This is a genomic window from Undibacterium hunanense (assembly GCF_014284335.1).
GTDB lineage: Bacteria > Pseudomonadota > Gammaproteobacteria > Burkholderiales > Burkholderiaceae_D > Undibacterium > Undibacterium hunanense.
This window is the reverse complement of record NZ_JACOGF010000005.1, coordinates 186,568-210,209: the sequence shown is the minus strand read 5'-3', so window position 1 is coordinate 210,209 and position 23,642 is coordinate 186,568. Positions and strand designations below refer to the sequence as shown.

Here is a 23,642-nt window from a genome sequence, read left to right as displayed (position 1 = left end):
ACAGTGCTTGAACCACTTTCAGATCAGCATCGACAATTGTATGTGGAACGATTTGAACAGGACTCTTCATGGTGCGGGTCATCGCTACTATTTGATCCAATAGAAGTTGCCCCAGAATACTCCGAATTAATTGAAGCTATTCGCCTCGAAGCGAAAAACAAACTTGACGCTGGGGAGCTCGGCGATGGTCGACCTGGACGATCTGGAAGAATGTGGGGCTGAATGAAAAACGAACTATACGCGCGTCACAATATCATCTGGCGTACTCCATTGGAAATGTCCCCGCCAATTGCGCTTTATTAGCCCACGTAGGGGCGAGCAAATTCACGTATTCGCACAAACTTATCCATTCACCTACAATGACCTCTCTAGAAATTTCAATAGAAAAAGCATTCCATGATGCCTGGCCAACAACCTACATCAAAGAAATCTCAGTTGTTGGATACATTCATGTGCTACGACATAGTCCACGGTCAAGCCCTAAAAGAATCGAAAGTAGTCTGACTCTCGCCAAATTAGACCTGGGCAATGGTTTGGAATTTATGCTTGCTCCAAAATACAGATTAAAACGAAAAAAATTATGGGAAGATCCAATAATCGAATGCGGTGACAGATTAAATCCGCCGCCGGATTTTTTGCAACTTTACAGGACATCACCAACGTCTAGCGAGTTACTGGAATTCATCAACAGAATAAACTTCTTTTATGTCTCAAAAGGTGATGAAGTCATTGAGTGCTTTGGACCAGTTCTAATCGGACTAGATATACCGAAAGTTGGTTTGGTATGAAAAGGCAACTCGCGTCTTCACACGTATGATTTTGAGGTGGTTATTGATATTTTTCAATCTCGGCTTGCGCGCGATTACGTTTCACTTGTCTGCGTGCTATACAGGAAAATGGATTCCTCATATGACGGCTGGATACCCGAAACCTTAATTGAGAACAACTACTATGGCTTCCTTAATCGTTGATTTACCCAAAAATCGAGAACTCCTGGAGAATGGTACTGTAACCATATTTGAACGCGATTTGTGTGCTAAATTTTCCGTTCACATCACTAAGAATTTTCCTTGGCATATTTCAGGGGTAAGGCTTGATTGGGGAAGCATAAAAAATTCTATACAACTGCCGTGGAACGAGGTTAGTGACGAAGAAGCAGAATTTTTTATTAGCAATACAAGCTTAGAAGAATTTACTTATGTAGCTGTGATATTTAGTGAATCACAGCCAGGCTTATTATGTACTCTTCAATTCGCAAAGCAGAACATCGATTTGTTAACCTTCCACTGTCCCGGTTTAACTTATATTGTCGCAGTAAGTGATTTGAAGAATAGAGTTTTGAAAAATGATACTTTTATTGAAGTTGACGGAGCTCGTTGGATTTCCGGCTTCAGCCCATGTAGATACGAATAGCCCTGCGTATTCGCACGCATGACATTGCCATGCCTAATAATATTTTTGCAGCCGCTATATCCGGATGATGAAGGCCCGCAGGACGTTGGTGAGTTAAAGCTGACCCCAGCTTTGCATCAACTTGTTACGTTTAATGTTTCGGCTCATTGATTGCGTCCACTGGCTTGGCCACGGCGGGACGAACATTACTGACGATGGGGATGGGAATAGTCGTGACAATCGAATTTGCTTTATTTTCCATTTCAACTGCCTTTTCTTGCTGGCCGGTCTTGCGGTAAAGGCGAGCGGAGTAGACGAAAAGGTTCTGGTAATAAGTGCCCACCGTATTGGGTGCAAATTCGCTTATTCTGATCGCGAGCTCCAGAACTTTCGATGCCTGCTCCGTCTTGTCTTGTGCGAGGAAAGCTGCGCCCAATTCTCCAAGCGGCCCGACAAATTCCTGTGTGTTAGAGCTTAATTCACGCTCGACTAATGCGAGCGCCTGAGTTGCTAGTGTTTCGGCTTGCGCAGGATCACCTGACAAGGTCAAAATTTCCGCAAGATGCGTCAAGCTAAACGCCCTGAATCGCGCGTCAGCTGAGGGTAATATCATGACAATATCGACGACTCGGCGAGAATATTTTTGTGCCGCATCGAACTGGTTCAATTGTTGATACGCAAACCCCAACTGCGTGAGAATTTGCGCGAGCTTTAGCCGCGGAAAATCCGGATCGTGTTCAGCGAGCGTTAATGCGCGCTCGGCGAGTTCCCTTGCTTTATCGTATTGCTTCGATCCAGATGCTACACTGGACTGAAAGACAAGCTGATCAATTGTGGAAGTTTCTGCTCCCGATACTTCATTAAAAAAGAGTAGTAAGGCAATAAAGAAAGGAAGCGTCTTGTTCAACATAATATGCCGCACTAATTAAAAAGGGGAAATTTAACTCTTCACATGCAGAACGATGTACTGCGATTTTAAAGTTTATCATAGGTGCAGGTGCTGGGGTCTGCCCTCGTGGGAATAGCCCGCGTATTCGCACGCATGACCTCGCAATGACTAATAATATTTTTACAGACTCTACGTATGTGCGACTACGCTACAACTAATCGCACGCGAGATGATCAGCGTACAATTACGCTACGTCAGATCGCGACTACGCAGCCGGCATCGGTGCCCATAATGTTGCAGCAAAGCGTATTTTCAGTCTTATTGGAGTGTTTTCATGAACAGCAGTAGCCGCCAGATTGTCTTTATCGATGGCGTTGGCGGCAAACGCTACATGCGCGGCAAGTTTGTCCGCTATTTTGAACGGCGAGGGTACTCGGTTTCATGTTTTGATTACCGTGCGTCATCTCTATCCCTTGATGAAATAAAAAAGAATCTGACCGAATTTTTATCCAAGGTAGCGCGTGCGGGCGAATACCATGCGGTAGCTTACTCTTTTGGTGGTGTACTGCTCCGAAGTATCAGCACACAATTGAGCATGCGCCAGTCACAGCCAAAACGTGTCGTCCTTCTCGCGTCACCAATACGTGCCATGAGACTTGCCCGCAGATTGCGTGACTGGAAAATATACCGTGCACTGACAGGCGAATGCGGCCAGTTTGCCGCTGACGACGACCTGATGAACAGCATTCCCTTGCCAGATATGCCAACCGCGTACATCTATGGAACATGGCCGTGGCTAGGCGCTTTCGGTTTCTTCTTTGGAGTTGGTTTTCCGCATGACGGAATGGTCGCAGCGGATGAAGCAATACCATCGTCACAGGCGCAAGCGACGCCAGTTCCGGCAAGTCATGCATTCATTCCATCGAATGATGATGCGTTAAGGGCCATAGAACAGTGGTTCAGTGCAGTTGCTTAAGTTGAAATAACGGGATAGCGCCTGCTTGCGTCCAACGCAAGAGGACATGCGGTTTTCCGCGTCAGCCGCTTGAGTCCGGCGAGTTAGCTCGCACTCTTCCAAGGTAGATATTGACATTTTTCAGCCCCGACATGCGTGCGATTACGTTGCACTAATCGCGCCTACACGGGCTGCATAAATCCTAATTAATCTCCCTACAAACAAAGACCGCCAGCACAGGCTGGCGGTCTTTGCTTTTTGCTTTGCATTGACAGCGGCGCGTACCGCCAAAACTTAATTTGTTGCCGTGCTCGCATTGTGTTTTTTGATGCGGATTTTTCTGCTCGCACGGTTTTCTTCTTTTTCCAGTTTGGCGCGCTCGGCTCCGGTGACTACGCCGTCGGCTTTGGCGGCTTGCTTGTCGGCTTCAATTTTGGTTTCGCGTTTTTCCAGGTTGGTCGCTTCTTTTGCGGTCAGGGCGCCGCTTTCGATGCCTTTGGCAACGCGCTTTTGTTGCACTTCCTGGCGTTTATCGATATTCGGGGTGTTGGTTTGTGCGAAAACAGAACCAGCGATCAGTGTGGTGAGCAGTGCGGCGGCAACTTGGATGGATTTCATGGTCTTTTCCCTTTGAAAAATTTCAGTGATCAGTTTTATTGTGGATGAGCAGGCTGCCCATGTACCAATAACGATGCTGCGATTTTTTCTGATGACAGGAAAAATGTAATCCGTGTAAGCACTCGTAACCATTTTATTTCCACCCAGGAATTTTAAAAATCCGCCGGTATCAAATCTATTCTGTCGGTGCAAAACGCATCCACACCCCAGTGCAGGATTTCTGCTGCCCTTTCTGGCGTGTTGACGGTGTAGCAAAACACGCCGTAACCGGCATCCTTGATTTCTTTGGTGGTATCTGGCGTCAGGTATTTGTGGTTGGTGTGCAGGGCGCGGGCGGCCAGTTCTTGCAGCCTGGCTTTCCAGTCTGGGGTGACTTTATCCATCAAGAAACCACGTGGGATAGTGGGGGCGGCGTTTTTGGCGGCCATCAGTGCGCTGAAGGAAAATGAAGAGAACAGCGGCAAATGTACCGCATCGATGACGGCCACATCGGCGAACAGGGCTTGTGTCTGCTCTGCCACTACCCTGCCAGTTTCTTCTTCGGCGCCAGGGGATGGCTTGATTTCCACATTCATCCAGATACCGTGCTGACGGCAAAAGCGTACGACATCTGCATACATGGGCACGGGTTCGCCTTTGTAGCTGTCGGCGAACCATTTGCCGGCATCCATAGTCTGTAAATCGGCAGCCATGGTATCGGCCACGCGGCCAATGCCGGGCACGGTTCGACCAAATTCAGGGTCATGCATCAGCACAGGAACGCCATCCTTTGATAACATGACATCAAATTCCACGGCGGCAAAACCGTGTTCCCATCCGCAACGCATCGCTGCCAGGGTATTTTCTGGTGCAAGTATTCCGCCCCCACGGTGGGCGATGACTTTAGGATAGGGCCACATGATGCGCTCCACATATCAACAATTAAACAAGGACTTACGCAAAATTGTCCCAGCAAGTCTATCGCTGAAGGAAACTGCCCTTGCAAGGGCAGTCCGTTACGTCGGCAGGCAACATGTTGCCTGAAACACCGACTACACCGCCGGCGACGAAGACAGTACTTTAGTACGGCAAGTCGCCGCAACGCAGTTGGGGCAGTTTTGCGTAAGTCCGCAATAAATGTAAGGATAATCGAAGATGCCGAGCTCGTCGCTACAAAAAACTGCCCTTGGCCATATCCGCGTGCTGGATTTGACGCGGGTACTGGCTGGCCCCTGGTGTGCGCAAAACCTGGCTGACCTGGGAGCGGAAGTCATCAAGGTTGAAAGACCGGGCAGCGGCGACGATACCCGTAGCTGGGGGCCGCCTTACCTGCGTGATGCAGAGGGCAATAACACCACCGAGGCCGCCTACTACCTGGCGGCGAATCGTGGCAAGCAGGCCATCACGGTGGATATTGCCACGCCTGAAGGCCAGCAAATTATCCGTGAACTGGCCGTCAAATCCGATGTGGTGCTGGAAAACTACAAGGTCGGCCAGTTGAAGAAATATGGCCTCGATTATGAATCACTAAAACTGATCAAGCCGGATCTGGTGTATTGCTCCATCACCGGCTTTGGCCAGAATGGCCCGTATGCCCACCGTGCTGGCTATGATTTTATCGTGCAAGGCATGGGCGGTTTCATGTCATTGACGGGCGAACGCGATGACTTGCCTGGTGGTGGTCCGCAAAAAGCGGGGGTGGCGATTGCCGACCTGATGACGGGCATGTATTCCACCATCGCTGTCATGGCGGCACTGACCCACAGGGACAGAACCGGTGAAGGCCAATACATAGACATGGCCTTGCTGGATGTGCAGGTTGCGATGCTGGCCAACATGAACATGAATTACCTGGCCAGCGGCAATGCGCCCAAACGCTGGGGTAATGCGCATCCGAATATTGTGCCTTACCAAACCTTTGCCACGACCGATGGCCATATCATCGTCGCGGCAGGGAATGATGGCCAATATAAAAAGTTTGTACAGGCAGGCGGACAGCCCGAACTGGCAGATGACCCGCGTTTCAGCACCAACCCTAGCCGTGTCGCACACCGTGATGTACTGGTGCCTGTGCTGGCAGACATGGTCAGGCGCAAAACCAAGCAGGAATGGATCAGTCTGCTGGAAGAGGCAGGCGTGCCTTGCGGCCCCATCAATACCCTGGATGAAGTGTTTGAAAACCCGCAGGTACTTGCACGCGAGATGCAATTCAATCTGCCCCACCCCACTGCTGGCGAAGTCAGGCTGGTGGCCAGCCCAATGAAGTTGTCGGCAACGCCGGTCACTTACCCATCGGCACCGCCTTTGCTGGGGCAACATACCCAGACCGTGCTGACTGATCTGCTGGGTTATGACGAGCAACAACTGGCAGCACTTAAAACCAAAAACATTATATAAATACAATTGACATGCCACTGGCGCGAGTTTACTCGCGCCAGTTTGGCTGGCCTTTACGACAAAAAACACAGGCTTTGTCCTGTTTGCCTGTTGCGCAGGCAGCAGGCAGGTTAAGCTGCAAACACGAAAATACCCGGCCCAAGATGACATGAACAACAAACTTTTGCAGCAGACCCAGACTTATTTGCAGTCGAGATTAAAGCCAGAACATTACCAAAGCCTGGTAGGTATTATCGGGGACATGCCACGCCTGCTGGCCATCAATACGACTTGCGGTTTCGCTGTTACCTTTGTCTTGCGCGGCGGCGGGACTCTGTTTCAAAACATTTTGTTTTCGATGTTCATAGGCTTTTCTGCCTATTCACTGATCAAGTTGTTCAAGCGTCTTTTTTGGGGAGCGGGCACGCCTAACACTATCGGTTTTTACCTGATGTGTGTCATGGTGGCACCACTTGCCTTGCTTGTTGGGATGTTTGTTGCGGCCGTTACGTTTAACTATCCCCTACCTGATATCAGTAAATTCAGATGGTCTTACATGGGCGGCGTTGTCACCCTGACATGTTTCGTCAGCCTGATCGCTGCATGGTCGTTCTGGAACCGTAGCAAGATGTCTGAATTGCAGGCATCTGCCGAAGCAGAAAAAGCCAAGAATGCCGCCATAGAAAAACAGGCCATGCAAGCCCAGTTGCAAATGTTGCAGGCACAGATAGAACCTCACATGCTGTTCAATACCCTGGCCAATCTGCAAGGCTTGATCGCTATTGACCCACCACGCGCCCAGCACATGCTGGCACAGCTGATAGTCTATCTGCGCAATACCCTGAGCTCATCCCGGGCAGAACAAACCACGCTGAAGCAGGAATTTACGCTGATGCAAGCCTATCTTGAATTACTGGCCATACGCATGGGCAAGCGCCTGCATTACACCCTCGATCTGCCAGACGATTTGCAACATATCACCATCGCCCCCATGCTCTTGCAACCCCTGGTGGAAAACGCCATCAAGCATGGGCTGGAACCCAAGATGGAAGGTGGCAGCATCCACGTCGTCGCCGAAAAACTGGGCACACAGCTACATCTGAAAATCATCGATACCGGCCTGGGCCTGCCTTTTAATTATGATGACAACAAGAACATCAGCAGCACAGACCAGCATGTCGGCAATGCCAATATCCGTGAGCGCCTACTAGCGCTGTATGGGCCACAAGCCAGCCTGAGCCTGCAAGCCAATCAACCCGAGGGGGCAATTGCCCATCTCACCATTCCTCTTTAACTGAATTAACTGATTTAACTGATTGAATGTGAGTACCTACCAATGACCACAACAGCCAAACGCGCCCTGATTGCCGAAGACGAACCGATACTGTCGCTGACCCTGCAAAAAATGCTGGAAAAACTCTGGCCAGAACTACAGCTATGTGCCGTGGTGGAAAACGGCGTACATGCCGTCCAGGAAGCCCTGGACAAACAGCCTGACATCCTGTTTCTCGACATTAAAATGCCAGGTAAGACTGGCCTGGAAGTGGCGCAGGAACTGGCAGAAGAATGGCCGGATGACAAGGCCTTCCCCCTGATCGTCTACGTCACTGCCTATGATGAATATGCGATTGAAGCGTTTGAACATTCAGCATCCGATTACGTGCTGAAACCGGCCAGTGAAGAACGTCTGGCAAAGACAGTACAAAGATTGCAGGCCAGGCTGGATGATGGGGCACAAAGGCCAAATGAGCTGGATCGCGTACTGGAACAATTGCGCCATCTGGTACCAGGCCAGGCTCTGTCAGTTGGTACTAACACTGGCAACCAGGCAACACCAGAACGCCTGCGTATTATCCGCGCAGCAGTCGGCAATCAGATACGCATGATACCGGTCGATGAAGTACTGTATTTTGAAGCCACGGACAAATACATCAATGTCGTCACCAAAGAACATTCATCGCTGATACGCAGCAGTCTGCGTGAATTGTTGCCGCAACTGGACAGCAGCATCTTCTGGCAAATCCATCGCAGCACCGTGGTCAATACCCTGCACATACAGATCGCCAACAAGGATGAGACGGGCAAGATCAGCCTGAAGTTGAAAGGTAGTGAGGACAAGCTACAAGTCAGCCGGGTCTATGCACACCTGTTCCGTCAGATGTAAGCTAGTGGCTTTCAAAGCAAACCAGACAGAATATTGATGAATACGATTAAAAACTTAAACGATTTGCAATGGCAATGCGTCAGCTTTGCAGAATTAAGCAATCTGCAATTGCATGCCATTTACCAGGCCCGTGCTGCCGTGTTTATCATTGAACAAAATTGCGTCTATCAGGATGTGGATGGCAAAGATCCCTTGTCGCATCACCTTACTGCCTGGACGCCAACAGGCGAAGTGGCTGCTTACCTGCGTATCGTACCCGCCGGCATCAGCTTTACCGAAACCTCGCTGGGCCGCGTCATCAGTACCAAAGACTGGCGTGGCACCGGCGTTGGCAAAGCTTTAATTGCGAATGGCATCAAGGCCCTGCATACACTCTACCCTGCTGCCGATATCCGCATAGGTGCCCAGGCTTACCTGGAAAAATTCTATGGCAGCTTTGGTTTTGAGACGGTTTCTGACATCTATCTGGAAGATGATATTCCCCATATCGAGATGCTGTGGACCGCAAAAGCCTGATTAAATCGCTTATAATGCTGCCAAATCAATGACTTACTGAATTTCATCATGCCCGCTGTAATACAAACACCCGATAAACCCTACGTCAATATTTCTGCCTACAAGTTCATCACTTTCAATGACACCGCTGAAAAACGCCAGGTGTTTCTGGATAAATGCAAGGAACTCAATCTGAAAGGCACGGTACTGCTGACGCCGGAAGGCATCAATATGTTTCTGGCCGGCTTGCGCCATGAAATTGATGCGTATATGGACTGGCTGCACCAGGACCCGCGCTTTGCAGATGTGGTCGCCAAGGAAAGTTTTTCTGACCACCAGCCTTTTACCAAGATACTGGTCAAGCTGAAGGCAGAAATCATCACCATGCGCATGCCGCTGATCAAGCCCGAAGAAGGCCGCGCCCCCGCAGTGGATGCTCACACACTGAAGCGCTGGCTGGACCAGGGCCATGATGACAATGGCAAAGCCGTGGTCATGGTCGATACCCGCAATGACTTTGAAGTCGATGTTGGCAGCTTTGACCACACCATTGATTACCGCATTGCCAAGTTCACCGAATTTCCAGCTGTCATCGAAGCTAACCGCGATGCTTTGAATGACAAGACCGTGGTGACTTTTTGCACCGGTGGCATACGCTGCGAAAAAGCCGCTATCCATATGCAGAACGTTGGCTTTGACAGCGTGTATCAGCTCGAAGGCGGCATCCTCAAGTATTTTGAAGAAGTTGGCGGAGATCATTATCATGGCGACTGTTTTGTGTTTGACTACCGCACAGCACTGAATCCACAGCTGGAAGCCACCGACACCAAACAGTGCTTTGCCTGCCGCGCCGTTGTCACGCCACGTGAACAATTGTCGCCCTGGTATATATCCGGCAAATCTTGCCCACATTGCAAGAAAGAATCAACAGGGGCCAGTGAACCGGCAGTTTCGGCAGAAGCCACTGCCGGATAATCCCGCCAGCACTCTGCAATAAAAAAGCGCATTTCTGATGATGTCAGAAATGCGCTTTTTGCTTTCTATGTAAATTGGAACTAAGGTTCTGGTAACGTGTCAAAAGCCTGTTGTCGAAAACAATAGCTTCTCACTCGGCACAATTAACCGCTTACGGTTCACATAAAACATAAATACGGCTTACGAAAAATTGTCCCAGCAAGTCTAACGCTTTAGGAAACCTACCTTGTAAGGTAGGTTCGTTACGTCGGCAGACAATACATTGTCTGAAACCCCGACTGCACCGCCAGCGACGAAGACAGTACTTTAGTACACGGCTCCCAGGAAAGGAGCTGCAACGCAGCTGGGGCATTTTTTCGTAAGTCCGACACAAAGGGAACAACATGAAACGCCTTCTCCTCAGCACCCTCACTCTCGCCTTGCTGGCCCCAGTCTGCCAGGCTGCTGATACAGCATCGGGCAGTACAGTAGTCAAGACTGCCGCCCTGGGCTCTGGCATCAAACCAGAAAACATGGACAAGGCGACGCGCGCGCAGGATGATTTTTACCGCTATGCACAAGGTGGCTGGTTGAAGGCGAATGAAATCCCGTCCGACAAATCAGACTGGGGTACCTTCATGCAGGCCCGTGAAGATGTACAGCAGCAATTGCGCAGCATTGTCGAAGGTGCGGCAAAAGATGGCAATAAAGTGGCAGGAACTGATAATCAAAAAATCGGTGACTTGTATAACAGTTTCATGGATGAGAAAAAACTGAATGCGCTCGGCATACAGTCGCTGAAAACCGAATTGAGCAGCATCGCCGCATTGTCAGACAAAAAGGCCATACCGGCACTGATTGCCCATTTCCACCAAATCGGTGTGACGACCCCGCTGCGCGTTGGTATTCATCAGGACAATAAAAATTCCAGCCAGTATGTGGTAGGTGTTTCCCAGAGCGGACTGGGCTTGCCCAACCGTGATTATTACCTGAAGCTGGATGATCCCAAGATGACGGATATCCGCAACAAATACCAGGCACATATAGAAAAAATGCTGACACTGGCGGGTGAACAGAATGCGGCCGAGCAGGCCAAACGCGTCGTTGCGCTGGAAACTGAAATTGCCAAAGTGCAGTGGACGGCAGTACAAAACCGTGACCCCGTCAAAAGCTACAACAAGTTTGCTATCGGTGACTTGCCAGCACTGACGCCCGCCTACGACTGGCAGGCCTATCTGCAAGCCACCGGTATGGCAGGAAAAATCAATGAACTGATCATCCAGCAACCCAGTTATATCAAAGGCTTTAATGAAAGCCTGAGCACGAACTCGCTCGACGCCTGGAAATCGTATTTCACATGGCATCTGATCAACGTGTATGCGCCTTTCCTGTCATCCGATTTTGTGAATGCAGATTTTGCCTTCAAGGGCGCACTAATAGCCGGTATCCAGGAAAACCGTACTCGTGACAAACGCGGCGTCGCACTGGTCGATCAGGTGCTGGGTGAAGCGGTAGGCAAAGCCTACGTAGAAAAATATTTTTCACCTGAAGTCAAACAGCGCACAGAGAAGATGGTGCGCTATTTCCTGGCCGCGTTCAAACAGAGTATTGATACCCTGGATTGGATGAGCCCGGAAACAAAGAAACAGGCACAAATCAAATTGTCCAAGATCAGCGTCAAGATTGGTTACCAGAACAAGTGGCTGGATTATTCCAAACTGACGATACGCAGCGATGATCTGGTGGGCAATCTCATACGTGCCCGTGCCTTCGCACAAGAAAGGGAAGTCGCCAAGCTGGGTAAACCGATCGACCGCGAAGAGTGGCATATGACACCACAAACGGTGAATGCCTATTACAGTCCAGAGATGAATGAAATCGTCTTTCCGGCGGCACGCCTGCAATCACCGCTGTTTGATGTGAATGCTGAAGATGCCTTCAACTATGGTGCACTGGGTATTTCGATAGGCCATGAAATCAGCCATGCCTTTGATGACCAAGGAGCGCAATACGACGGTGACGGCAATCTGCGCAACTGGTGGACTGCCGAAGACAAGGAAAAATTCAAGAGCAAAACCAAGGTACTGGTCGAACAATACAATGGCTACAGCCCGGTGCCTGGCCACTTCCTCAATGGTGAGCTGACGCTGGGTGAAAACATTGCCGACAATGCCGGTATCGTCATGGCCCTGCGTGCCTACAAACTGTCGCTGGAAGGAAAGCCGGCGCCGGTGATTGATGGCTGGACGGCAGAACAGCGCCTGTTCATGGGTCTGGCCCAGGCCAGACGCAACAAATCAAGCGAAAAGCGTGCAATTACCCTGGTAAAAACCGACGTGCATTCACCTGGCGAATTCCGCGTCAATGGCAGCATGGTCAATCACCCGGATTTCTATAAGTCCTTTGACGTGAAGCCGGGCGACAAGATGTACCTGGCACCAGAAAAACGCGTCGCCATCTGGTAAGTCAACCCGCGTCATCATGAAACAGCTAAAGGGCCGGAACATTCCGGCCCTTTTTGCATTTACACATCAGTGCCAGGACCGACCCCGTCAGGGTCAAGACCAAGGCATCATATTCTGCTACCTTTTCTGTAACTATTTGCTACTAATGACAAATTGCTTGTGCTTTTGTGGTCTCATCATAAAGTGAGGTCTTACATCAACGAAGGAGATACCGTGTCAACACGATTGCAAAGATTTACCCGCACTACCATTCTGATTAGTACCCTGATGGCATCCAGCCTGTTTGCCGTCCAGGCACAGGCCGGTGATTGCCTGTCATGCGGTCCATCGAATGGTTCCGAAGCACTGTCTGCGGGTGTCGGCATCGTCATGCTGGGCAGCATGTCCATGGTCGTGGGGTCTGGTCAGGTCGTGGTTGACAGCGTCAAAACAGCAGCCGATGGCGTTACCGTGGTATTGAAAGGTTCAACCGAAGCAGCCAGCGCGACCGTCAAACTGTCTGGCAAGGGTATAGAAAAAGCTGCTCTGGTCAGTGGCGCCGTGATAGAAGTCAGCGCCACCACTACCGGCTATCTGCTGGTCAGTGCTGGCAAGGCACTGGCATTCATACCAAATGAAGTCGGCAGTGCACTCATGCATCACACCAGGGTGCAATGATGAAGCGCACGGCATTCGGACTGGCAAGGACAGACGTTAGCAGTTGGGTCAGGTATTGCCTGCTGCTGGTCTGCCTGGCATTCAGCCTGCCGTCCTTTGCCGGACGCCCTTGTGAAGACAGTGCGCTAGACCCCAGAAAGGCCATGAAGGCACTGGAACTGGCACAAAAGACCAAACTCAGGCTGGATGACAGCAAGGCAGAAATTGCCATCATCGCCCGCGTTGGCCAGGATTTGTCCAAATACAAACTGCGCTATTCCCATCTGGGGCTGATACAGCATATGCCTGATGGCACCTGGTCAGTCATGCATGAACTGAACCAGTGTGGCACCGCTAATTCGGACCTGTTTCGTGAAGGCTTGGGCAATTTCTTCCTGGACGACATGTTCGCCTTTGAAACCTTGATCCTCATCCCCAGCCCTGAATTGCAGCAAAACCTGAAACTCGTCATGGCCAATGGCCGTGCCAAAAACCTGCATGCAGCCCGTTACAACATGCTGTCTTATCCGTTTTCAACGACCTATCAGAATTCCAATCAATGGGCGCTGGAAGTCATTGCCGCAGCCCAGGCCAGCGATCTGAAGATAGAAACCCGTGGCCAGGCCCAGGCCTGGTTGAAAGCAGCCGCCTACCAGCCTGACACCTTGCAGATTTCCGCCGCCACCCGCCTGGGGGCACGCATGTTCAGAGCCAATGTGAGTTTTGATGATCATCCCTTCGATCGTCGCATGGCAGGCCAGATCGATACTGTGACAGTGGAATCCATTGTCAGATTCATGATGGCCAAAGACCCTAAAACAGAAAAACTGGTATTGGGTCTGTAGCCGTCTTTCCACAAGAACAGGAACAGGGGCGTGTCAGATGACATGCCTCATTCCGATAGTGCTACACTTCTGCGCACCCGGACGAGTGCGCGCAATTATCTGAACTATCAGCATGTTCATCAGATACCTCGGTCTGGCTTGATACCCACAGCCATGGATGATCCTTGTGATGACTGCAGGCAGCAATTCCAAGCAAGAACAGCACGATCAGCACGACCAGTTCAAACAAAACGTTCAGGATATATACAAGAGCGACAGCCGACGCGTCTTCGCGACGCTGGTGCATTTGCTGGGCGATTTCGACCTGGCAGAAGAAGCCTTGCATGAAGCCTTCAAGGCTGCACTGGAACAATGGCCAGAAAAAGGCATGCCCGATCACCCGCACACCTGGCTGGTATCGGCAGGACGCTACAAGGCCATCGACAGCATACGCCGGCAAAGACGTTTTGATCCGCTGGACCAGCATATCGATACGGTAGAAGCACTGGCAGATGAAAGCGCCCTGCCCGGTGAAGCCGACATCATGGAAGACGACAGGCTGCGCCTGATCTTTACCTGCTGTCACCCAGCGCTGGCAGCAGATGCCCAGGTCGCCCTGACCCTGCGCGAAGTCTGTGGCCTGACCACCGAAGAAATCGCTCATGCCTTTCTGACTCCGGCCCCCACGCTGGCACAACGCATCGTACGTGCCAAGGCCAAAATCCGTGATGCGAATATCCCCTACCAGGTACCCGAAAAAGCAGACCTGCCTGCCCGCCTGCATAGCGTATTACGGGTGATTTACCTGGTTTTCAATGAAGCTTATTCCAGTTCAGCCGGGGCATCAGCCCTGCGCCTGGATCTGGGGGCCGAAGCCATACGCCTGGCACGGCTGCTGGGAGAGTTATTGCCGGAACCAGAAGTCAGCGGCTTGCTGGCATTGATGCTCCTGCATGAATCTCGCCGCCCTGCCCGCATTGATACCCAGGGTGAGCTGATCGCGCTGGAACAGCAAGACCGGCAATTGTGGAATCCGGTACTGATCGCCGAAGGATCAGCGCTGGTGGAACAGGCTTTGCGCTCAGGCCGCTTTGGTGCTTACAGCTTGCAGGCCGCCATTTCTGCCGTGCATGCTGAGGCAGCAAACTATACAGATACCGACTGGCCACAGATCGTCGGCTTATATGATGCCCTGTTGCGTGTCGAAGCCAGCCCCGTCATCGAATTGAACCGCGCCATTGCTCTTGCCATGTGCAGCGGCGGATTAAAAACAGGCTTGCAACTGGTGGAGAGCCTGTTGCAGAATGGTGAAATGCAGAACTACCATCTGGCGCACGCCGCCAGGGCAGACCTGCAAAGACGCAGCGGTAATTTACAGCAGGCAAGATTATCCTATGAGCAAGCCCTGACCCTGTGCAGACAGGAACCGGAACGTCGTTTTTTACAAAACAAGCTGGCTGAAATAAAAAAAATAAAATAATTTTTGAATTGATGTCGATTTGCAGCCTCACCAATCGACTATCTGATGTGGAAACGCTTTCACGCCCATTTTGAAGTCCAACAATGAAGGAATTGATCATGCCACATCCCGTCGCTTATCTGAGTTTCAACGGCAACTGCAAAGAAGCCATGTATTTTTACGAACAAACCCTGGGTGGCAAGATCACCGTCATGATGAGTGGTGCCGAATCTCCCATGGCAGCCATGATGCCACCAGAAGCAGTCAACAATATCCTGCATGCCCGCCTTGAGTTGCCGGATGGCGGCCTGCTGTTTGCCGGCGATTGCCCGCAGCACATGCCGTATGAAGGTATCAAGGGTGTGTCATTCACACTTAACTACGATACCACCGAAGAAGCCACGCGCATCTTCAATGCCCTGGCCGATGGCGGCAATGTAACCATGCCGGTACAGCCTGCATTCTGGGCCAAAAGCTGGGGCATGCTGGTAGATAAATACGGCACACCCTGGATCATCAATGGCGAACCCCTGCCACTGTAATCAGCCTTTGCCGGAGCCACTATGAAATACCTATGCCTGGTATATCTCGACAATGAACACTGGAATGCCTGCCCGGACGAAAAATGTGCAGGGTATGCGCAGGGTCTGATGGAAAGTGGCCATATGCTGGCTGCCGAACCTTTGCATCCCGTGCATACCGCCACTACAGTCAGGGTCAGAAACGGGCAATTGTCCGTGACGGATGGCCCGTTTGCCGAGACCAAGGAAATGCTGGCTGGTTTCTACCTGATTGATGCCAGAGATCTCAATGAAGCCATACAACTGGCGTCAAAAATCCCCCCGGCCCAGCATGGCAGTATAGAAGTGCGTCCAGTGCGTGCGCTGGATTTGCCTGCGGCAATAACAAATTAAGGAGATAAAATGCATAAGCAAATTTTTGTTAATCTGCCTGTCAAAGATCTGTCGCGTTCCAGGGAATTCTGGAGCAGCCTGGGTTATAGCTTTGACTCCAAATTCTCCAGTGACAAAGCCGCCTGCGTCATCTTTGGTGAAAGCATCCTGGTCATGCTGCTGGAGGAAGAACTCTTTGCCAGCTTTGCCCACAAACCCGTTTGCGATGCGCAGGAACGGGTAGAAGTGTTACATGCAGTCTCTTGCGACAGCCGCGAGCATGTCGATACCCTGATCGCAAAAGCCAGGGCTGCGGGTGCCACCGTACCTGACGAAGCAGAAGATCATGGCTTCATGTATGCGCAGGGCTTTTATGATCTTGATGGCCATGGCTGGAATTGCTGTGCATGGGCAACTGAAACTGCATGCCAATAAAGCAGTTCAACTCACTGGACCTGCCCCTACCCGTACAACACTACCGAAAATGAAAGCAAAACAAAATGCATAAGCAAATCTTTGTAAATCTGTCTGTCAAAGACCTGCCCCGTTCCAAAGAATTCTGGAACAGCCTGGGTTATAGCTTTGAGCCCAAGTTCACGAATGACCAGGGTGCCTGCATGATAATGGGAGAAAACCTGTTCGTCATGTTGCTGGTCGAAGAATTCTTTGCCGGTTTTACCAACAAACCCATCAGCGACGCGCGTGAACGCACCGAAGTGTTGAACTGCCTGTCTTGCGACAGCCGCGAGCAGGTCGATAGCCTGGTCGCCAAGGCAAAGGCTGCTGGTGCCACAATACCTAAAGAGCCAGTGGACCATGGTTTCATGTATGGGCATGGCTTCCATGATATCGATGGGCATGGCTGGGAATTGGTGCACATGGTCGCTGAAGGCGAGTCCAAATAAGTCTGCACAAGCTTAATTTGATCAGGCCGCCCGTTTTACAGGCGGCTTTTTTATGGGCGCCTTAAATAATTATCGGAATCCACATAAAAAAATCCGCCGAATCTGTGACTGGGCGGATCTTTTACTTCATTCCAGTTTCAGCTTATTTGAACTTTTGCGCTACTTCAACAATGCGCTTGCCAAACAGTTTCGCTGTTTCCAGGTCACCAGGCAATGGACCTTCTTCTGGTGTGGAATCAGATGGGGATTGCGTCATCAAACCGCTGAAGCTGGCGACGTAATTGATGTCATTGCGTTGTGCAGCCTTGCTGTTGGCTGGCATCAAACCGGTGCCGACCCAGATCATGGAATGTTGCTGTGACAGCGTGAACAGGTAATGCAGGGTCGACAGTTTGTCGCCATTCATCGATGCAGAATTGGTAAAGCCTGCAGCGATCTTGTCTTTCCAGACCTGGCTATACCAGGGCTTGGAAGATGCATCGGCAAATTTCTTGAACTGCCAGGATACGGTACCCATGTAGGTAGGTGAGCCAAACACGATGGCATTTGCTGCCGCCAGGCTTTCCCATTGTGCGTCAGTGATATTACCTTCTGCATCGATCTTGATCAGTTCGACATCGGCACCGGCCGCGGCGGCACCTGCGTGTACAGCTTCGGCTGCCTTGGTGGTATGGCCATAACCTGAATGATAAACAATAGCAACTTTAGTCATGTTCTTACTCCGTATGTTGGTTCGAATATTGGTTCGAAAATAGTTAGTTCGTAAATCAGCAACAGACACAGACACTACTTTTGAGGTAGTGCCTGTGTCCGATTCACTGCGTAAGCTTCACTGTGTCCGCCTGAGCTTCAATCAGTGAGGTAAATCAAATACCAGTACTTCTGCCTGCTTGCCCTGCTCCAGGATGAGTTTTTCTTCATTCTGGATTTTTACGGCGTCGCCTTCCTTCAGGCTCAAACCGTTGACTGTCAACTCGCCGCGTGCCACATGCACATAAGTCAGGCGGTCTGCTGCCAGTGCTACTTCCTGCCTTTGCTCTGCATCGAACAAACCTATCTGCAAGCTTGCATTCTGGCGGATTTTGATAGAGCCATCAGCCCCATCACCAGATACGACCAGACGCAGGCGCCCCTGTTTTTCTTCACGGCTGAATTCTTTTTCGCCGTACAGCGGTTCACCGCCCAGTTGATCTGGCTGTATCCAGATTTGCAGCAAACGCGTATGTTCGGTATTGGCCGGATTGAATTCCGAATGACGTACGCCAGTGCCTGCACTCATGTACTGTACATTGCCGGGACGTATCGTGCTGCCATTGCCCATGCTGTCTTTATGCGCAATCGCGCCTTCCAGCACATAGGTAATGATTTCCATGTTCTGGTGTGGATGGGTACCAAAACCCATCGCCGGAGCGATCCAGTCATCATTGATGACGCGCAGAGGGCCAAAACCCATATGCTGTGGGTCATAATATTCAGCAAATGAAAAACTGTGATGCGATTTGAGCCAACCGTGCTCGGCATGGCCGCGTTCTTGTGACGATCTAAGCGTAATCATATAAGTCCTTTCAAAATTCCTGAATATTGTTTTCAGGCGATGAACGTACTATATACAAGCAAAATCATTCATATAAGGGTAGAATTTTCTACATCTCATTCAAATTTTTTGAACAATCGTGAATATCACTCTCGAAGCCCTGCAAATCCTTGATGCGATAGACCGTAAAGGCAGCTTTGCAGCAGCAGCAGCGGCGCTGGACAAGGTGCCATCAGCCATCACCTATAGTATACGCAAACTGGAAGAAGACCTTGATGTCCTGCTCTATGACAGGCGCGGCCACCGCGCGAAACTGACCATTGCAGGGGAAGAACTGTTATTCCAGGGAAGAAACCTGCTGATCGCTGCCCAGGAACTGGAAAACCGCGTAAAACGCGCCGCCAGTGGCTGGGAGGCAGAATTGCGCATCGTCATTGATGGCATCATACAGTTCGATGACATGATCCCCTTGATCAAGGAATTTGAACAACAAAGCTGCGGCACGCGCATCCGTATCAGCGAAGAGATTTTGTCCGGCGTCTGGGAAACCATGGTGTCGGGTCGCGCCGACCTGGCCATCGGTGCTGCTTATTACGGGCCAGATGCCATACGCATGCGGGGTGAATTTCAAACCCGCCTGCTGGGCAGTGTGGAATGGGTATTTGCGGTTGCCCCGCAACACCCGCTGGCGCAGGCCGAAGGATTGCTGACACCAGCCATCTTGCAGGCACACAGGGCAATTGCCATTGGTGACACCGGGCTGACCCTGCCATCCATGACGGCAGGTTTGTTAAGCGGGCAAGATACGCTGACCGTCCCCACCATGCAGGCCAAACTGGTGGCCCAGCTGGCGGGGCTGGGCTGCGGCCACTTGCCGCGCAGGCTGGCCTTACCCTATTTGCGCAGTGGTGCATTGGTAGAAAAAAAGACGGATGCGACCCGCCCGCCGGAAGATAATCGCCTGGTCTGGCGCAGTGCCAACAAAGGCAAGGCCCTGATGTGGTTTTTACAAAAGTTGCAAGACCCTGTCGTGCAACGCATGCTGATAGGTAATTGAAGAACATTCATGCAAGCAAAACAAGTTTATACAGGACGATTTGCCCCTTCACCAACCGGCCCCTTGCATATGGGTTCCCTGGTTGCCGCCATGGCCAGCTACCTGGATGCCAGAGCGCATGATGGACAGTGGCTGCTGCGCATGGAAGACCTGGATTTTGACCGCAACGTCAAAGGTGCCGATCAGCACATCATCGCATCACTGCAACGCAGCGGCATGCAATGGGATGGTGAAGTCACCTGGCAAAGCCATCGTCAGCCGCTGTATGAAACGGCATTGCAAGAACTGGGCAATGCTTTATACCCGTGTTCATGTTCACGCAAGGAAATTGCAGATTCACGCCTGCGCCTCGGTGAAACTGCCAGCCAGATTTACCCTGGCACTTGCCGTAACGGTCTGGTTGCAGGAAAAACGGCACGTGCCTGGCGACTGTGCGTACCGGATCAGGTTTATGCATTTGAAGACAGACTGGCAGGTATGCAAACGCAAAACCTGGCGATTGAAGTTGGGGATTTTGTGTTGAAACGGGCTGACGGCTTCTGGGCCTATCAGTTGGCGGTCGTGGTGGATGATGCGGCGCAAGGCATCACCCATGTGGTACGCGGTGCCGATCTGATCGATTCAACTGCCCGGCAAATTTATTTGCAGGAATTGCTAGGCTTGCCCACGCCCGCTTATCTGCATGTGCCAGTAGTCACCAATGCAGAAGGTGAAAAACTGTCGAAACAAACTGGTGCACTGGCATTTGACCGCGGTGACAATGATGTCTTGCACGAAGCACTGTTACCGGCGGCACAGTTTCTGGGTTTGAAAATGGCATCAACCGTTGAGGATATTCCTGCGTTCTGGCGTGCTGCAATACAGGCTTGGAAAGAGAAAATAGTGTTGAAATAAATTCTGGCTGCCGTTTCTGCTCTTTGTGCTCTTTGTGCCCTTGATAATAACTATCAAAAACAGCCAACAGCAAGGACCAGAACTCATTCCATAAATAGAGATCGCTCTGACAACAAGGGCCGCAATGCGGCCCTTGTTATTGCTTGAATCATCCAGGCTTGATCCCTGTCATGTTAACGACCATGCTCGTAACCACGTCCGCGATCGTCACCACGGCGGTCACCGCGTCTGTCATCGTCACGCCTGTCGCCACGTCTATCATCACCGCGCCTGTCGTCACCACGTCGTTCATCGCGCCTGTAATCGCCATGCCTGTCATCACGTCTGTCATCGTATCCACGGTAATAGCCGTCACGGTAACGCGGCACTACTTGCGTGTTGTACCAGTTTTCCTGCACGAAATAGACCTGGCGATCACAGGCATTGTAGCGATAGCAGTTTCTGTCCCATCTGCTTCTGTGGCCGGGCGGCACGACCAGGTATAGCGGTGGCTGCACGACGGTGACCCTTTGCACTATGCGGGGTTCACGATAATACACTTGTGGCTGAGGGAAATTACCAATATCAACATGACCGTAAAACCCGGGCTGTCCAAATTGTACGGACACGCCAACGTTTTGCGCCTGAGAATGGCTGCTCATCAATAATGCGGCACTTGCAGCTACATAAAACAGCGCCTTTTTTATTGAAGTATTTTTCATGATGTATTCCATTTCGTCAAACTGCACAAGTTTGCTAAATTCGCCAAATCCAAAGCAGCATCAAGGCAAACCAACTTGTTGATGCCCTACATGCCTATAACGTTTGAAGTCAGCATCTGTTGACAGCACTACGCAGGCATTGAATGTAAGCAAGAGAGTGCACGGAATGAGTTTGTCGGTCTGTACGCCAGCCCACAAATGAATTATCTTGTTTCCAGAGTATTTATTTCGCCGCAAAATCTGCGGCCCATTGCTGCCCTTTGGCATCCAGCACGGCACGACGGCCAGCGGGTAATTTGACGCCCAATTGTGCCATCGTTGTACGATGCACAGGGCAGGCATACTGTGCCTCACGATTGGCAAATTTTCGCTTCATCACACATTCGAGCTGATTGGCACCACTGACATCTTCATAGGCGGTTTCTACACGTTCTGGCAAGGCCGTCACATAACGCAGCACCAGTTGTGCCGACATGCCGCGATACGCGGGGTCTTTCCTGCCTGCCTGATGCATATAGCTAACCGCATCCCTGAGTGCCGCATAGGCATCATCATATTTTTTGATATCGGCAATACCTGGATTCGATCTGGTTTCACTGCCGCCATCCTTGCCGGTGACCGTCATTGACCATTGCGAATTATCGGTCAGCAAATCTTCGAAACAGGCAAGGCGGTTATTCGCTTCGGCAGCCAGCATTTTCAATGCGTCGACATTGCCACCAGATGCCTGTTTACGGCTCTTGTCCAACCAGTCCTGAAAGTCGGCACGCAGGGGTTTGGCGGTCAACAGGCCGCAATCATCCAGATCAATTTGTTCGGCATGCGCCTGGTTGCATAGCATAAGGGAAAGTGGAAGGAAGACTTTGCACAGCGTGTACAGCGCGGGAATTTTTTTCATTTTGACTGGGCGGATGGATGTATCCGGAAAATGATAAAGCCGGGGCTGACGGCTTTATCATTCTTTTACTTCTCGTCACAAATCAAACAGAAAAAAACATGGCCATAATGACTTCAATGGTCTGAACAGCTTCAATGCCCGCCATGGCCTTGCGGCTTTCTGACCTGTACTTCCACTTCTGGCGTAGCAGGGGCAGCATGCTTCATGCCGGCATGTGCATCTGCCGGCTGACGCGGCGCATCTGCAACGGAGCCGGCATATTCATAGGCCACCGTGCCTTTGGGATGCTGGTACCAGCCCGGGTCTTTATAGTCACCCGGCTTCTGGTCCTTGCGTACTTTGACGACACTGAACATGCCGCCCATTTCCAGGCCACCAAATGGCCCCTCGCCGGTCATCATGGGGATAGTGTTATCCGGTAACGGCATTTCCATGGCCCCCATGTCCGCCATGCCCTTGTCACCCATGGTCATGTATGCCGGAATGAGTTTGTTGATCTTTTCGGCCACGTCTTTGTGATCGACACCTATCATCGACGGCACATTGTGCCCCATGGCGTTCATGGTGTGATGGCTCTTGTGGCAATGGAAGGACCAGTCCCCTTCTTCATCTGCAATGAATTCCAGCTGGCGCATCTGGCCTACGGCAATATCCGTCGTCACTTCTGGCCAGCGTGCTGTCCTGGGTACCGGGCCGCCATCGGTGCCTGTCACCGTAAATTCATGGCCGTGAATATGGATGGGGTGATTGGTCATGGTCAGGTTGCCCACGCGTATTCTGACCCTGTCATTCTTGCGCACATTCAGGGTATCGATACCGGGGAAGATGCGGCTATTCCATGACCATAAATTGAAGTCGGTCATGGTCATGATATTCGGTTTGAAGGCGCCGGGTTCTATGTCATAGGCATTCAGCAAAAAGATGAAGTCACGGTCTACCTCATCAATCTGTGGATGTTTATTTTTGGGATGGGTGACCCATGAACCCATCATGCCCATAGCCATTTGCGTCATTTCATCGGCATGCGGGTGATACATGAAAGTGCCGGGGCGACGCGCCACAAATTCATACACAAAGGTCTTGCCTGGCTGTATTGATGGCTGGGTCAGGCCGGATACGCCATCCATGCCGTTCGGCAGACGCTGTCCATGCCAGTGCATGCTGGTATGTTCTGGCAGGCGGTTGGTGACAAAAATGCGTACGCGATCGCCTTCCACCACTTCTATCGTAGGGCCGGGGCTTTGGCCGTTATACCCCCACAGATGGGCTTTCATGCCGGGTGCCATTTCACGTACCACGGGTTCGGCTACCAGATGAAATTCCTTGACGCCGTTATTCATGCGCCATGGCAAAGTCCAGCCATTCAATGTCACCACGGGATTATAGGGGCGACCATTTTTGGGTTGCAGTGGCGGCATGGTGTCCGGGCTGCTTTGACTAACGGCTTCTGGCAAGGCTGCCAGTGCCACCTTGCTGACGGCTGTCGCGGCCAATGCACCACCGGCAATACCGGCGAATTTGAAAAAATCTCTTCTTGAATTCATTTTATTTCCT

26 protein-coding genes are annotated in these 23,642 nt (G+C 51.1%); 18 read left to right on the top strand and 8 right to left on the bottom strand.

Annotation, left to right across the window (positions count from 1 at the left end; all coding sequences use genetic code 11):
- Nucleotides 1–359: 359 nt before the first annotated feature.
- Nucleotides 360–788 carry a hypothetical protein gene (locus H8L32_RS12070; protein ID WP_186947478.1) on the top strand — a complete coding sequence of 143 codons (429 nt, stop codon included), beginning with the start codon at nt 360–362 and terminating at the stop codon, nt 786–788.
- 163 nt (nt 789–951) lie between these two features.
- On the top strand, nt 952–1,413 hold the full coding sequence (locus tag H8L32_RS12065; protein ID WP_186947477.1) for a hypothetical protein: 462 nt from the start codon (nt 952–954) through the stop codon (nt 1,411–1,413).
- Between the two features lie 130 nt (nt 1,414–1,543).
- On the opposite strand, the gene H8L32_RS12060 is transcribed toward H8L32_RS12065, so the two are convergent.
- The gene (locus tag H8L32_RS12060; protein WP_186947476.1) at nt 1,544–2,302 is read right to left on the bottom strand and encodes a tetratricopeptide repeat protein; all 759 of its coding nucleotides are present in this window, start codon (nt 2,300–2,302) and stop codon (nt 1,544–1,546) included.
- Nucleotides 2,303–2,615: 313 nt separating this feature from the next.
- Between H8L32_RS12060 and H8L32_RS12055 the strand changes: the two genes are divergently transcribed.
- Nucleotides 2,616–3,257, top strand: a complete 642-nt coding sequence (locus H8L32_RS12055; RefSeq protein WP_186947475.1) for an alpha/beta hydrolase — start codon at nt 2,616–2,618, stop codon at nt 3,255–3,257.
- A 273-nt stretch (nt 3,258–3,530) separates the two neighbouring features.
- Here H8L32_RS12055 and H8L32_RS12050 read toward each other — a convergent pair whose 3' ends face one another.
- Both H8L32_RS12050 and ugpQ read right to left on the bottom strand, forming a co-directional pair.
- A complete protein-coding gene (locus H8L32_RS12050) occupies nt 3,531–3,854 on the bottom strand; it encodes a hypothetical protein (protein WP_222619330.1) in 324 nt (107 codons plus the stop codon).
- A 152-nt stretch (nt 3,855–4,006) separates the two neighbouring features.
- Nucleotides 4,007–4,753 (bottom strand): glycerophosphodiester phosphodiesterase, encoded by a 747-nt coding sequence (gene ugpQ, locus H8L32_RS12045; RefSeq protein WP_186947474.1) that lies wholly within the window; start codon nt 4,751–4,753, stop codon nt 4,007–4,009.
- Between the two features lie 235 nt (nt 4,754–4,988).
- Between ugpQ and H8L32_RS12040 the strand changes: the two genes are divergently transcribed.
- The 13 genes from H8L32_RS12040 (at nt 4,989) to H8L32_RS11980 (ending at nt 17,004) form a co-directional block, all read left to right on the top strand.
- Nucleotides 4,989–6,230, top strand: a complete 1,242-nt coding sequence (locus H8L32_RS12040) for a CaiB/BaiF CoA transferase family protein (protein WP_186947473.1) — start codon at nt 4,989–4,991, stop codon at nt 6,228–6,230.
- 148 nt (nt 6,231–6,378) lie between these two features.
- Nucleotides 6,379–7,503, top strand: a complete 1,125-nt coding sequence (locus H8L32_RS12035) for a sensor histidine kinase (protein ID WP_186947472.1) — start codon at nt 6,379–6,381, stop codon at nt 7,501–7,503.
- A gap of 42 nt (nt 7,504–7,545) precedes the next feature.
- On the top strand, nt 7,546–8,373 hold the full coding sequence (locus H8L32_RS12030) for a LytR/AlgR family response regulator transcription factor (protein WP_186947471.1): 828 nt from the start codon (nt 7,546–7,548) through the stop codon (nt 8,371–8,373).
- A 36-nt stretch (nt 8,374–8,409) separates the two neighbouring features.
- The gene (locus H8L32_RS12025; protein WP_186947470.1) at nt 8,410–8,889 is read left to right on the top strand and encodes a GNAT family N-acetyltransferase; all 480 of its coding nucleotides are present in this window, start codon (nt 8,410–8,412) and stop codon (nt 8,887–8,889) included.
- Nucleotides 8,890–8,937: 48 nt separating this feature from the next.
- Nucleotides 8,938–9,843 carry a sulfurtransferase gene (locus H8L32_RS12020; RefSeq protein WP_186947469.1) on the top strand — a complete coding sequence of 302 codons (906 nt, stop codon included), beginning with the start codon at nt 8,938–8,940 and terminating at the stop codon, nt 9,841–9,843.
- A 383-nt stretch (nt 9,844–10,226) separates the two neighbouring features.
- Nucleotides 10,227–12,287, top strand: a complete 2,061-nt coding sequence (locus tag H8L32_RS12015; RefSeq protein ID WP_186947468.1) for a M13 family metallopeptidase — start codon at nt 10,227–10,229, stop codon at nt 12,285–12,287.
- A gap of 213 nt (nt 12,288–12,500) precedes the next feature.
- The gene (locus tag H8L32_RS12010; protein WP_186947467.1) at nt 12,501–12,944 is read left to right on the top strand and encodes a hypothetical protein; all 444 of its coding nucleotides are present in this window, start codon (nt 12,501–12,503) and stop codon (nt 12,942–12,944) included.
- Nucleotides 12,944–13,768: a DUF2145 domain-containing protein gene (locus H8L32_RS12005; RefSeq protein ID WP_186947466.1), complete on the top strand. Its 825-nt coding sequence runs from the start codon at nt 12,944–12,946 to the stop codon at nt 13,766–13,768. The genes H8L32_RS12010 and H8L32_RS12005 overlap by 1 nt, the downstream gene beginning before the upstream one ends.
- 169 nt (nt 13,769–13,937) lie before the next feature.
- The gene (locus tag H8L32_RS12000) at nt 13,938–15,227 is read left to right on the top strand and encodes an RNA polymerase sigma factor (RefSeq protein WP_186947465.1); all 1,290 of its coding nucleotides are present in this window, start codon (nt 13,938–13,940) and stop codon (nt 15,225–15,227) included.
- A gap of 98 nt (nt 15,228–15,325) precedes the next feature.
- Nucleotides 15,326–15,748 carry a VOC family protein gene (locus H8L32_RS11995; protein ID WP_186947464.1) on the top strand — a complete coding sequence of 141 codons (423 nt, stop codon included), beginning with the start codon at nt 15,326–15,328 and terminating at the stop codon, nt 15,746–15,748.
- Between the two features lie 21 nt (nt 15,749–15,769).
- A complete protein-coding gene (locus H8L32_RS11990; protein ID WP_186947463.1) occupies nt 15,770–16,120 on the top strand; it encodes a YciI family protein in 351 nt (116 codons plus the stop codon).
- 9 nt (nt 16,121–16,129) lie between these two features.
- Entirely contained in the window at nt 16,130–16,534 is a 405-nt protein-coding gene (locus H8L32_RS11985; protein WP_186947462.1) for a VOC family protein, read from the top strand.
- A gap of 65 nt (nt 16,535–16,599) precedes the next feature.
- A complete protein-coding gene (locus tag H8L32_RS11980) occupies nt 16,600–17,004 on the top strand; it encodes a VOC family protein (protein ID WP_186947461.1) in 405 nt (134 codons plus the stop codon).
- A gap of 142 nt (nt 17,005–17,146) precedes the next feature.
- Here H8L32_RS11980 and H8L32_RS11975 read toward each other — a convergent pair whose 3' ends face one another.
- Both H8L32_RS11975 and H8L32_RS11970 read right to left on the bottom strand, forming a co-directional pair.
- Entirely contained in the window at nt 17,147–17,716 is a 570-nt protein-coding gene (locus H8L32_RS11975; protein ID WP_186947460.1) for a flavodoxin family protein, read from the bottom strand.
- A gap of 141 nt (nt 17,717–17,857) precedes the next feature.
- Entirely contained in the window at nt 17,858–18,559 is a 702-nt protein-coding gene (locus H8L32_RS11970) for a pirin family protein (protein ID WP_186947459.1), read from the bottom strand.
- A gap of 118 nt (nt 18,560–18,677) precedes the next feature.
- Between H8L32_RS11970 and H8L32_RS11965 the strand changes: the two genes are divergently transcribed.
- Complete coding sequence (locus H8L32_RS11965; RefSeq protein ID WP_186947458.1) at nt 18,678–19,595, top strand: LysR family transcriptional regulator; 918 nt, start codon at nt 18,678–18,680, stop codon at nt 19,593–19,595.
- Nucleotides 19,596–19,604: 9 nt separating this feature from the next.
- Nucleotides 19,605–20,489, top strand: a complete 885-nt coding sequence (gene gluQRS / locus H8L32_RS11960) for a tRNA glutamyl-Q(34) synthetase GluQRS (protein WP_186947457.1) — start codon at nt 19,605–19,607, stop codon at nt 20,487–20,489.
- 173 nt (nt 20,490–20,662) lie between these two features.
- Here gluQRS and H8L32_RS11955 read toward each other — a convergent pair whose 3' ends face one another.
- The 3 genes from H8L32_RS11955 to H8L32_RS11945 form a co-directional block, all read right to left on the bottom strand.
- Nucleotides 20,663–21,190 carry a hypothetical protein gene (locus tag H8L32_RS11955; protein ID WP_186947456.1) on the bottom strand — a complete coding sequence of 176 codons (528 nt, stop codon included), beginning with the start codon at nt 21,188–21,190 and terminating at the stop codon, nt 20,663–20,665.
- A gap of 223 nt (nt 21,191–21,413) precedes the next feature.
- Nucleotides 21,414–22,088, bottom strand: coding sequence for a hypothetical protein (locus H8L32_RS11950; RefSeq protein ID WP_186947455.1), 675 nt, complete (start codon nt 22,086–22,088; stop codon nt 21,414–21,416).
- Nucleotides 22,089–22,219: 131 nt separating this feature from the next.
- Nucleotides 22,220–23,632, bottom strand: a complete 1,413-nt coding sequence (locus H8L32_RS11945) for a multicopper oxidase family protein (RefSeq protein ID WP_186947454.1) — start codon at nt 23,630–23,632, stop codon at nt 22,220–22,222.
- Nucleotides 23,633–23,642 lie beyond the last annotated feature (10 nt).

What these genes read in the sequence shown, in the direction of transcription:
- H8L32_RS11970 (WP_186947459.1), bottom strand. Translation starts at nt 18,559, where the DNA reads ATGATTACGCTTAGATCGTCACAAGAACGCGGCCATGCCGAGCACGGT.
- H8L32_RS12030 (WP_186947471.1), top strand. Translation starts at nt 7,546, where the DNA reads ATGACCACAACAGCCAAACGCGCCCTGATTGCCGAAGACGAACCGATA.
- H8L32_RS12020 (WP_186947469.1), top strand. Translation starts at nt 8,938, where the DNA reads ATGCCCGCTGTAATACAAACACCCGATAAACCCTACGTCAATATTTCT.
- H8L32_RS11975 (WP_186947460.1), bottom strand. Translation starts at nt 17,716, where the DNA reads ATGACTAAAGTTGCTATTGTTTATCATTCAGGTTATGGCCATACCACC.
- H8L32_RS12055 (WP_186947475.1), top strand. Translation starts at nt 2,616, where the DNA reads ATGAACAGCAGTAGCCGCCAGATTGTCTTTATCGATGGCGTTGGCGGC.
- H8L32_RS12035 (WP_186947472.1), top strand. Translation starts at nt 6,379, where the DNA reads ATGAACAACAAACTTTTGCAGCAGACCCAGACTTATTTGCAGTCGAGA.
- H8L32_RS12040 (WP_186947473.1), top strand. Translation starts at nt 4,989, where the DNA reads ATGCCGAGCTCGTCGCTACAAAAAACTGCCCTTGGCCATATCCGCGTG.
- H8L32_RS12070 (WP_186947478.1), top strand. Translation starts at nt 360, where the DNA reads ATGACCTCTCTAGAAATTTCAATAGAAAAAGCATTCCATGATGCCTGG.
- gluQRS (WP_186947457.1), top strand. Translation starts at nt 19,605, where the DNA reads ATGCAAGCAAAACAAGTTTATACAGGACGATTTGCCCCTTCACCAACC.
- H8L32_RS12060 (WP_186947476.1), bottom strand. Translation starts at nt 2,302, where the DNA reads ATGTTGAACAAGACGCTTCCTTTCTTTATTGCCTTACTACTCTTTTTT.
- H8L32_RS12065 (WP_186947477.1), top strand. Translation starts at nt 952, where the DNA reads ATGGCTTCCTTAATCGTTGATTTACCCAAAAATCGAGAACTCCTGGAG.
- H8L32_RS12005 (WP_186947466.1), top strand. Translation starts at nt 12,944, where the DNA reads ATGAAGCGCACGGCATTCGGACTGGCAAGGACAGACGTTAGCAGTTGG.
- H8L32_RS12000 (WP_186947465.1), top strand. Translation starts at nt 13,938, where the DNA reads ATGACTGCAGGCAGCAATTCCAAGCAAGAACAGCACGATCAGCACGAC.
- H8L32_RS12025 (WP_186947470.1), top strand. Translation starts at nt 8,410, where the DNA reads ATGAATACGATTAAAAACTTAAACGATTTGCAATGGCAATGCGTCAGC.
- H8L32_RS11945 (WP_186947454.1), bottom strand. Translation starts at nt 23,632, where the DNA reads ATGAATTCAAGAAGAGATTTTTTCAAATTCGCCGGTATTGCCGGTGGT.
- H8L32_RS11985 (WP_186947462.1), top strand. Translation starts at nt 16,130, where the DNA reads ATGCATAAGCAAATTTTTGTTAATCTGCCTGTCAAAGATCTGTCGCGT.
- H8L32_RS11990 (WP_186947463.1), top strand. Translation starts at nt 15,770, where the DNA reads ATGAAATACCTATGCCTGGTATATCTCGACAATGAACACTGGAATGCC.
- H8L32_RS11950 (WP_186947455.1), bottom strand. Translation starts at nt 22,088, where the DNA reads ATGAAAAAAATTCCCGCGCTGTACACGCTGTGCAAAGTCTTCCTTCCA.
- ugpQ (WP_186947474.1), bottom strand. Translation starts at nt 4,753, where the DNA reads ATGTGGCCCTATCCTAAAGTCATCGCCCACCGTGGGGGCGGAATACTT.
- H8L32_RS11955 (WP_186947456.1), bottom strand. Translation starts at nt 21,190, where the DNA reads ATGAAAAATACTTCAATAAAAAAGGCGCTGTTTTATGTAGCTGCAAGT.
- H8L32_RS12015 (WP_186947468.1), top strand. Translation starts at nt 10,227, where the DNA reads ATGAAACGCCTTCTCCTCAGCACCCTCACTCTCGCCTTGCTGGCCCCA.
- H8L32_RS11980 (WP_186947461.1), top strand. Translation starts at nt 16,600, where the DNA reads ATGCATAAGCAAATCTTTGTAAATCTGTCTGTCAAAGACCTGCCCCGT.
- H8L32_RS12050 (WP_222619330.1), bottom strand. Translation starts at nt 3,854, where the DNA reads ATGAAATCCATCCAAGTTGCCGCCGCACTGCTCACCACACTGATCGCT.
- H8L32_RS11995 (WP_186947464.1), top strand. Translation starts at nt 15,326, where the DNA reads ATGCCACATCCCGTCGCTTATCTGAGTTTCAACGGCAACTGCAAAGAA.